Origin of the sequence: Synechococcus sp. R55.7, from assembly GCF_047461955.1 — a bacterium.
In the GTDB taxonomy this organism is placed as follows: domain Bacteria; phylum Cyanobacteriota; class Cyanobacteriia; order Thermostichales; family Thermostichaceae; genus Thermostichus.
Window position 1 is genome coordinate 17,538 of the sequence record NZ_JANSIC010000003.1, and the last position, 1,223, is coordinate 18,760.

At 59.0% G+C, this 1,223-nt stretch carries 1 protein-coding gene; it reads left to right on the forward strand.

Features of this window, described 5'->3' with window-relative positions:
• Positions 1–3 precede the first annotated feature (3 nt).
• The coding region (locus tag NW820_RS00470; RefSeq protein ID WP_414406385.1) for an ABC1 kinase family protein at positions 4–1,223 on the forward strand (1,220 nt) is incomplete at its 3' end.

The window sequence follows — 1,223 nt, forward strand, 5'->3', positions numbered from 1 at the left end:
TCTTTGGGATCACAACCCGTCAAGCCCTATACCGCCTACCGCTGGGCCCGGGAGAACTATACTCGCCAGGGCCGCATGCTGGACATTTGGCGATTTGTGCTCACCTGGCTGTTTTACCTTTGGCTGGATCAGCAGGCTTGGAGCTATGGGGGACAACCCACGCCCGAGCGAAAGGCCCAGCGCCGCCGGACCAGAGCCATTTGGATCCGCGAAACGCTGCTTAACTTAGGCCCTACTTTTATTAAAGTGGGGCAGTTTTTCTCCACCCGCGCCGATCTCTTCCCCTCGGAATATGTCGAGGAGCTCTCCAAGCTGCAGGATCGGGTGCCTGCTTTCAGCTACGAACAGGTGGCGGCAATTGTGCAGCAGGAGCTGGGCAGGCCGATAACCCAAATCTACAGCTACTTTGATCCCACCCCTTTGGCCGCTGCCAGCTTGGGGCAGGTGCATCGCGCCAAGCTCAAAACCGGGGAAGAGGTGGTGGTGAAGGTGCAGCGTCCGGGGCTGACCCGGCTGTTCACCATCGATTTGGAGATCTGCCGTGGGATTGCCGAGTTCTTTCAGTATCGCACCTCTTGGGGCGGGCCGGGCCGCGACTGGATCGGCATCTACGAAGAGTGTCGGCGCACCCTCTGGGAAGAGGTGGATTACCTCAATGAGGGCCGCAATGCCGATACCTTCCGTCGCAACTTTCGGGATATGCCGCAAATTGCTGTTCCCAAAGTGTATTGGCGTTACACCTCTCCTCGCCTGTTGACGTTGGAATACCTGCCGGGGATCAAAATCAGCGATTACGAAGCCCTGAGCGCGGCGGGGCTGGATCGCAAGGTTTTGGCTCGTCTGGGGGCAGAGGCTTATCTGCGGCAACTGCTCAAGGATGGTTTTTTTCACGCCGATCCCCACCCCGGCAACATTGCCGTGAAGCCCGATGGCACGCTGATCTTCTACGACTTCGGCATGATGGGCCGCCTGCCCTCCGATGTGAAAGAAAAGCTGATGGGCACGCTGGCAGGTGTGGTCTCCAAAAATGCCGATCGGGTGGTGGCCTCGCTGGTGGAACTGGGGGTGCTGGTGCCCACCGCCGATCTGGCTCCCGTGCGCCGCTCGGTGCAGTACATGCTGGATCACTTTATGGACAAACCCTTTTCCGGCAACTCAGGAGAAATCTCGGTGGCGGCCATCAGCGAAGACCTCTACGAGCTGGCCTACGATCAGCCGTTTCG